This is a genomic window from Mesorhizobium sp. M7A.F.Ca.CA.002.15.2.1 (assembly GCF_003998715.1).
Lineage (GTDB): Bacteria > Pseudomonadota > Alphaproteobacteria > Rhizobiales > Rhizobiaceae > Mesorhizobium > Mesorhizobium ciceri.
In genome coordinates this window covers 22,102-29,664 of the sequence record NZ_RZPI01000005.1, presented here as the reverse complement: position 1 = coordinate 29,664, position 7,563 = coordinate 22,102, and the positions used below count along the sequence as shown (strand labels likewise).

Here is a 7,563-nt window from a genome sequence, read left to right as displayed (position 1 = left end):
TGCTGGATCTGCTCGGCCTTGCCGCCCCACAGCCAGTCGTCGTCGTTGAGATTGGGAAAGCCCTTGGAACCCTGGGCGCCGGAGCCATGACATTGTACGCAATTGACCTTGAAAGCGGCGCCACCGGCGGCGATTGCGAATTCGCGCAGGCCGTCGTCCGCGGCGATTTCCGAGACGCTCTTGGACTCCACCGCCGAGATATATTTGCCCTTGGCGGCCTCAGCCGCGGTCAGCTCGTTCCTGACCTCGTTGCGGCTGGAATAGCCGAGCACACCCGTTGTCGCCGAGTGCAACAGAGGCCATGCTGGATAGGCAATGGTGTAGCCTATCGCCCAGACAATGGTGACGTAAAAAGTGATAACCCACCATCTGGGAAGCGGGTTGTTCAGCTCCCGGATACCATCCCATTCGTGGCCGGTGGTCGAGACGCCAGAGATTTCATCGATATGCTCGTCGCTCATGATCACTCGTCCTCGAGCGGAATGCGGGCCGCTTCGTCGGCCAGCCTTCGGCTGCCGGGGCGTAGGGCAAAGGCGATGCACCCCACGAAGAACAGCGCCATCGCAACCAGGCCCCAGCTGTCGGCAAACGCCCGCATCAAATTGTAGGTCATCAGCGTTCTCCTCAGCGGTAGCCGGCGGCTTCGTCGTAATTTTTGAAGTCGACCAGTGTGCCAAGCATCTGCAGGTAGGCGAGCAGGGCATCCATTTCGGTGACCTGTTGCGGGTTGCCGTCGAAGTCGCCGATCTTGGCTTTTGGGTAACGCGCCTCAAGGCCTGATGTGTCGGCATTGGGATCGGCCTGCGCCGCCAGATCCGCATTGGCGTGGGCGATCATGTCATCGGTGTAAGGGACGGCTACAAGCCTGTTGGCGACCAGATGCGTCGAGAAATCCTTCACGTCGATCGGCGTGTCTTTCAGGAACCCATAGCTCGGCATGATCGATTCCGGCACCACCGAGCGCGGGTCGGTAAGATGCGCGACATGCCATGCATTCGAGTAGCGGTCGCCAACTCTGGCGAGATCCGGCCCGGTGCGCTTCGATCCCCACTGGAAGGGGTGATCGTACATGGACTCGGCAGCCAGGCTGTAGTGGCCATAGCGCTCAACTTCGTCGCGGAACGGCCTGATCATCTGGCTATGACAGAGGTAGCAGCCCTCGCGCATATAGATGTTGCGCCCGACAAGTTCGAGCGGCGAATAGGGGCGCATGCCTTCCACCTTCTCGATCGTGTTGTCGAGATAGAAGAGAGGCGCGATCTCGACGATGCCGCCGACCGTCACCACGAGCAGCGAGCCAACGAGAAGAAGCGTGGCGTTCTTCTCGATGATTGCGTGTTTGTCCATCAAGCCCATTACCTGGCTCCTGATCGCGCAGGTCGGATGGCGACGGGGCTCGGCATCGGCTCCTCCTCGCGCTGGTGGCCGAGGATGGTCCTGGTGATGTTCCAGGCCATGATCAGGGCGCCGGAGAGGTACATGGCGCCGCCGATGGCGCGCAGGACATAGTAGGGGTGCATGGCGGCGACGGTTTCGGCGAAGGAGTAGACCAGGAAGCCCTGCTCGCCATATTCGCGCCACATCAGGCCCTGCATGATGCCGGACACCCACATCACCGCGGCGTAGACGACGATCCCGAGTGTCGCCAGCCAGAAGTGCCAGGTGACGAGCCTCAGCGAGTAGAGCCGTTGACGGTTCCAGAGCTTCGGGACCATGTAGTAGATCGCGCCGAACGAGATCATGCCGACCCAGCCGAGCGCACCCGAATGGACGTGCCCGATGGTCCAGTCGGTATAATGCGACAGCGAATTGACCGCCCGGATCGCCATGATGGGGCCTTCGAAGGTCGACATGCCATAGAAGGCGACGGCCATCACCATCATGCGGATGATCGGATCGGTGCGCAGCTTGTCCCAGGCGCCGGACAGCGTCATCAGGCCGTTGATCATGCCGCCCCAGGACGGCATCCACAGCATGATCGAGAACACCATGCCGAGCGTCTGCGCCCAATCGGGCAAGGCGGTGTAGTGCAGGTGATGCGGCCCGGCCCAGATGTAGAGAAAGATGATAGCCCAGAAATGGACGATCGACAGCCGGTACGAATAGACTGGCCGGTTCGCCTGCTTGGGCACGAAATAATACATCATGCCGAGGAAGCCGGCGGTGAGAAAGAAGCCGACCGCGTTGTGGCCGTACCACCATTGCGTCAAGGCGTCCTGGACCCCTGAAAAGGCGGAGTAGCTCTTGGAGCCCGGGAACGAGACTGGTATGGACAGGTTGTTGACCACATGCAGCATCGCGATGGTCACGATGAACGACAGGTAGAACCAGTTGGCCACGTAGATATGCGGTTCCTTGCGCTTCAGGATCGTGCCAAGGAACAGAATGAGGTAGGCGACCCAGACGATGGTCAGCCAGACATCCACATACCATTCGGGTTCGGCGTACTCGCGGCCCTCGGTGATGCCGAGCAGGTAGCCGGTCGCGGCCATGACGATGAACAGCTGGTAGCCCCAGAAGACGAACCAGGCGAGATCACGGCCGAAGAGGCGCGCGCGGCAGGTGCGCTGCACGACATACAGAGACGTGCAAAGCAGCGCGTTGCCGCCGAAGGCGAAAACGACACCGGATGTGTGCAACGGCCGCAAACGACCGAAATTGAACCAGGGCTGGATGTTGAGATCGGGGTAGGCGAGCTGCAGCGCGATCACCACGCCGACCAGCATGCCGACGACACCCCAGAACACGGTGGCGATCGCGCCGTAGCGGATCGGACCATCCATGTAAGCGGATGGGTCAATCGGAGCTGCTGGCCTGAACTCCGTGTTGCGCAACAGGATCGCAGTGAAACCAGCCACTGCGAAGAACAACACCCACATGTGTCGGCGGAAAGGTTCATCCACGCCGAAGCCGGCGGCCACCAGGGCCGCAAAAGCGAACACGCTTAGAAGGACGATCTCTGTGCCGAATTTCATTGCAGATCCCGATCTCGAATCTGGTGGATGCCAAATCCGCAGCGCACTAATCGCGCAGCCGCCGCCCCCTCGCCCTGATCTATGTCAGGCCGCACGATTTTGTGCGGCGCAATCAGCAGGTGGCGAATGAACGAGGAACGCAGCGCGGGCTCACTCCCTCATGGAAGGCGTTCCCTGGGTTGGGCGGGCGCAGACGCGATCGCTGAGGCGAAAGCTGAGGCTCTGCGCGCGTTGGATGCTATTGCCGATGCCCTGCCAAACGTTGTTCGGATCCCATTGGAAACGAACGCGATCGTTCCGCCGAGCCGTGGCAGATTAAGGACCATGCTTCGCCGGTATGTGCCGAAACACACCTGGCGATTGGTCACGTTCCTATCAAAGCCCGAAAGCTGTTTGTCTCGACAACCGTGACGCCGCTTCGTCGAAGGCGCGGCGACATCGCATTAAAAGGCAAACACGGCCCGCCCCGGAGTCATGCGACATGGCCTCGCCGCTTAGGGCCGCTCGCGTCCGCCGCCACAGCGCTTCTCCAGACGGCTTATGCTGTCCACCGTCACATGGCGTGCGTTCTCAATCCGAATCACCCCGTCAGCCCGCAATCGCGTCAGTTGGCGGCTCACGGTCTCGCTGGTGATTCCAAGGAAATCAGACATTTCGGCACGCGTCAGCGGCAGATCGAAGGAGGCCGACCCGGAAGCCGCATCGAGACTGGAATCGATATTCCGGGCCATCATGAGGAGAAAAGTCGCCACCTTTTCCGGAGCTGTCTTGCGCCCCAGCGTCACCATCCACTCGCGCGCCTCATCGAGTTCATTCAGCGTCTGTTTGAGCAGGCGATGCTCGAATTCCCGTGACGCCTTCATCATCCGTTCGACGGCCGCTCGCGGAAACGAACACAGCGTGACTGCTGTTGCCGCTTCCGCATTGATCGAGCTTTCCTCCTTGAAAGGACGTCCCAGAAAATCCGGTGCAAACTGGAGACCGACGATCTGCTGGCGCCCATCCGACAGGCTCTTTGATAGCTTTACCACGCCTGAAAGCACGTTGGAGTAGCTGTCGACGTTCTGTGCCTCGCCGGTCAACTCCATTCCTGACTCGATCCGGCGACGCGAGCAAGTCTTGGCGAGCCCAACCAAATTGTCTGGATCGAGCGCACCGCAGACACCGCGACGCCGTGCCTCGCAAGGGAAGCAAAGAACAGGAATGCCGGAACTATGAATGTCTTGCCGAAAGGTCATGCGTTCGCCTTACCCGATCCTAACTGCCGGCAGGATACCCATCCAGGGTAGAGAAATCCTGCGGCGGTTTGTCCATGAGCGCGGCTGATCGAGATCAGGGTCTGCTTCAGCGATGCGTGCAGTGTTCCGGCGGGCAACACGGTGAACGCGAGATGCAATCGGAAATAGCTGTCAAACTCAGCGAGAACGTCCCACGCTACACCAGCTATCCGACGGCGCCGCATTTCCATTCGGGGATCGATGCTGCCATTTACCGTGGCTGGTTGGAGACGCTGGAAAGCGGCGACGAAATCTCGCTGTACCTGCACATTCCTTACTGCGACAAGCTCTGCTGGTTCTGCGCCTGCCACACCAAGCAGACGCACCAATATGAGCCGGTGGCCGCTTATCTGCGCTCGCTGAATGCCGAAATCGTCACGATTGCCGGTCTGGTGAGCGGCAAGGCACATGTCCGTGCAATCCACTTCGGTGGCGGTTCGCCAACTATTCTGAGGCCCGATGATATGGTTGCTCTTGGAGCGGCCTTGCGGGACAGCTTCGACCTTCTCCCGGATGCTACGGTCAGCATCGAAATCGAAACCAACGACATGGACAAGGCGCGCCTTGATGCACTTGCTCAAATCGGCGTAACGCGGGCGAGCCTCGGCGTGCAGGATTTCGATCCGCAAGTGCAAAAAGCAATTAATCGTGAGCAGAGTTTTTTGCAGACCAAGGCAGTCGTCGACGGGGTTCGTTCGCGGGGCGTCGAATCGGTCAATCTGGACCTGCTCTACGGGCTCCCGAATCAGACACGCGAGACGATCTGTTCCACGGTGGCGCAGGCACTGACCTTGGAGCCAGACCGGATGGCCCTGTTCGGCTACGCACATGTGCCCTGGTTCAAGAAGCATCAGACGATGATCGACGAGGCATGGCTGCCGAGTCCCACTGAGCGTTTCGCCCAATCTCAACTCGCGGCGCGGGCAATTGTCGCCAAGGGATATGAGGCAATAGGACTCGATCATTTCGCGAAGCCCGACGATGCGCTGGCCATAGCGGCCCGCGCAGGGGTTTTGCATCGCAATTTTCAGGGCTACACTGAGGATCGCTGCCCGACACTGATCGGACTTGGCCCTTCGTCCATCGGTCGTTTTCGCCAAGGCTACGTGCAGAACATGGCTTCGACTGCCGGGTACGGGCGCATGGTTGCGGATGGCGGGTTGGCTGCCGTCCGCGGCGTTGCCCTTTCCGACGACGATCGCGTCCGTGGCTGGATCATCGAGCGGCTGATGTGTGATTTTGCCTTCTCGGCAGTCGACCTGGTGGAGCGGTTCGGCAAAGCCGGCGAGCAGCTCCTTCATCGCTCGAGGTCCATCGCACTCCACGATCCTGCCCGAGCGCTTGAATTCGATGGTGACAGTTTCCTCGTACGGACTGAAAGTCGCCCCTTCATTCGAACCATCGCGGCCAAGTTCGATACATATTTCAAAGGGGGAACGGCGAGGCACTCGGTGGCGGTCTGAGCAAAGCACAGTGCGCTCGCCGTTTGGTCGATCGGCGAACCAGCTGCGTTCGTTTTGACCGCTCATAGGCGACTACCGCATCAAATCGTCGACCGTGAACAATCCGAGCCCTAAGCGGCGACCGGCTTCGGCCGGATTTGAAGCAGGGCAATCAAGAGCGACAAAAACCCCTTCAGCCACCTGAGCAGGAGGGAGAAGTTGTAGCCGGCGGCGGCCAGGATGGCGTTGAGGGTGTCGCCCTGCTGGCCGGCGAGGTAGTTGCGGCCCATTCTGTGTTCGCTCTTGATGTGGCCGATGACGGGCTCGACCGCCGACCGCCGTCGCATCTGGCGCTTGATGGCTGGGGTGACGCGGCGTTTCTGGCCCGCGGTGAAGACCCTGAGCTTGTGGCTCTGCGGTGCGTTGTGGCCGCGATAGCCGGCGTCGGCGAGGATGCGGCCGATCTCGTTGCCGATGGTCTTTTCCATGTCGGGGATGACGCTTGCCAGCGTGTGGCCGTCATAGGGATTGCCGGGCAGTGCTTTTGCATGCAGGGCGAACTGGCCGCCCCTGGAGCGCTTCAGCGTGGTGGCCACCGACACCTTCACCCCGAACTCGTAGGGCGCATGCGCCTTGCCCTTGCCGATGCATTCCACCTCGTGTGCGTGCAGGCTGTAGATCTTGCGGCCGCGCTGGCGCTGGCGTTGCTCGAGAACGGTGGCGGCCTGGTAGAGCGGCCATTTGAACAGCGTCCAGCCCCTGATCGCCGGCGATCTGGCGACCAATGTCGCGAATGGTCCGGCCGAGATAGGTCTTGAGCTTGCGTAGCGCCTTGTTGGCCCGCTTGAACTGCTTGGCGTGGGCATAGCGCTGGTGGCTGATCAGCGCCAGCTTGCCGACCCGCACATAACTCTGGCGCAAATGGAGACCCGTCCTCTTGGCCAGCCGCACCAGCCGTTCGCGTGCCCGATGGATGAGCTTGGCGTCGGTCGGGAACATGACGTTCTTCGGCTGCACGGTGGTGTCGACGATCACCTGGCGCGTGTCGGCCGGTTTCATCGCCCCGGTCTTGACCGCGAGGCTGAGGCTCTCCTGCAACAGCACCATAATCCGCTCCTCGCCCATACGGCTGCGCCAACGCGTCATCGAGGAGCGGTCGAACGGCAGCGTATGGCAAAAGAACGTCTCGCCGGTGAGATACTGGAAATAAGGGTTCTCCACCCAGCGCTCGCACAGCACCTCATCCGACAGGTTGAAGGTGTGCTTGAGGATCGCCAGCCCCGCCATCAGCCGGGTCGGCAGCGGCGGCATGCCGGGGCCGTCCGAATAGACGGCGCCGAAACGCTCCTCCAGCACCGGCCAGTCGATCGCCTGCGCCAGCCGCACCAGCTCGTGCTTCATGTTGATGATTTGGTCGAGCCGGGAGCGGAACAGGTCCTGCTCTCCCGTCTCGCGCTTCTCGCGTGGCCTGGACATTCGCTGTCCCCTCGATTCGCCGCCGCCGAACCGAGTGAATCACGCTCCGCGCCACAAGGGAATCGCAAAACCGAATTGCAGGAAAACAGCGTCCAAATACCGCTAATCCTGCAATTCCAAAGCCGCTATCCGCCTCAATCAACAGGCCAGATCAATGGCTTGCGGATAGTTCACGGCCGACTCACTATTTCTATGCTGAACAGTCTCGCCTGAGTATATGTTTTAGCTAGTCGCTAATTAGACGGAATTCTGCCAGTCTGCATTCCCCCCTGATCTGATGTAGAGCAGCTTCCAAGTGGGAATTAGCCCCCCATCGACCGGATCGGGCGACACGAACATGCGCTGAAGGCTTGGCGGAACGGCTACTGGGACCATGATGCTACTCGAATGCAA

6 protein-coding genes and 1 pseudogene are annotated in these 7,563 nt (G+C 60.7%); 1 reads left to right on the top strand and 6 read right to left on the bottom strand.

Annotated elements, in window-relative coordinates; genetic code table 11:
• The 5 genes from ccoP to ENZ74_RS00855 all read right to left on the bottom strand — a co-directional run.
• Positions 1-461 (bottom strand): cytochrome-c oxidase, cbb3-type subunit III (ccoP, locus tag ENZ74_RS00875; protein WP_127312639.1); only part of this gene is annotated, 461 nt, incomplete at its 3' end.
• A 2-nt stretch (positions 462-463) separates the two neighbouring features.
• The gene (locus tag ENZ74_RS00870) at positions 464-613 is read right to left on the bottom strand and encodes a cbb3-type cytochrome c oxidase subunit 3 (RefSeq protein WP_024502864.1); all 150 of its coding nucleotides are present in this window, start codon (positions 611-613) and stop codon (positions 464-466) included.
• Positions 614-624: 11 nt separating this feature from the next.
• The gene (gene ccoO / locus ENZ74_RS00865) at positions 625-1,356 is read right to left on the bottom strand and encodes a cytochrome-c oxidase, cbb3-type subunit II (protein WP_063169224.1); all 732 of its coding nucleotides are present in this window, start codon (positions 1,354-1,356) and stop codon (positions 625-627) included.
• Positions 1,356-2,975 (bottom strand): cytochrome-c oxidase, cbb3-type subunit I, encoded by a 1,620-nt coding sequence (gene ccoN / locus ENZ74_RS00860; RefSeq protein ID WP_063169225.1) that lies wholly within the window; start codon positions 2,973-2,975, stop codon positions 1,356-1,358. The genes ccoO and ccoN overlap by 1 nt, the downstream gene beginning before the upstream one ends.
• Before the next feature lie 494 nt (positions 2,976-3,469).
• Positions 3,470-4,213 (bottom strand): Crp/Fnr family transcriptional regulator, encoded by a 744-nt coding sequence (locus ENZ74_RS00855; protein WP_024502861.1) that lies wholly within the window; start codon positions 4,211-4,213, stop codon positions 3,470-3,472.
• Between the two features lie 152 nt (positions 4,214-4,365).
• Between ENZ74_RS00855 and hemN the strand changes: the two genes are divergently transcribed.
• Entirely contained in the window at positions 4,366-5,715 is a 1,350-nt protein-coding gene (hemN, locus tag ENZ74_RS00850) for an oxygen-independent coproporphyrinogen III oxidase (protein ID WP_063169226.1), read from the top strand.
• 110 nt (positions 5,716-5,825) lie between these two features.
• On the opposite strand, the pseudogene ENZ74_RS00845 reads toward hemN, so the two are convergent.
• Positions 5,826-7,170 (bottom strand): annotated as a pseudogene (locus ENZ74_RS00845) (IS5 family transposase).
• Positions 7,171-7,563 lie beyond the last annotated feature (393 nt).

Excerpts from the sequence above, each read along its gene's own strand:
- ENZ74_RS00870 (WP_024502864.1), bottom strand. The coding sequence starts at position 613 with ATGACCTACAATTTGATGCGGGCGTTTGCCGACAGCTGGGGCCTGGTT.
- ccoO (WP_063169224.1), bottom strand. The coding sequence starts at position 1,356 with ATGGGCTTGATGGACAAACACGCAATCATCGAGAAGAACGCCACGCTT.
- ccoN (WP_063169225.1), bottom strand. The coding sequence starts at position 2,975 with ATGAAATTCGGCACAGAGATCGTCCTTCTAAGCGTGTTCGCTTTTGCG.
- ENZ74_RS00855 (WP_024502861.1), bottom strand. The coding sequence starts at position 4,213 with ATGACCTTTCGGCAAGACATTCATAGTTCCGGCATTCCTGTTCTTTGC.
- hemN (WP_063169226.1), top strand. The coding sequence starts at position 4,366 with ATGCAATCGGAAATAGCTGTCAAACTCAGCGAGAACGTCCCACGCTAC.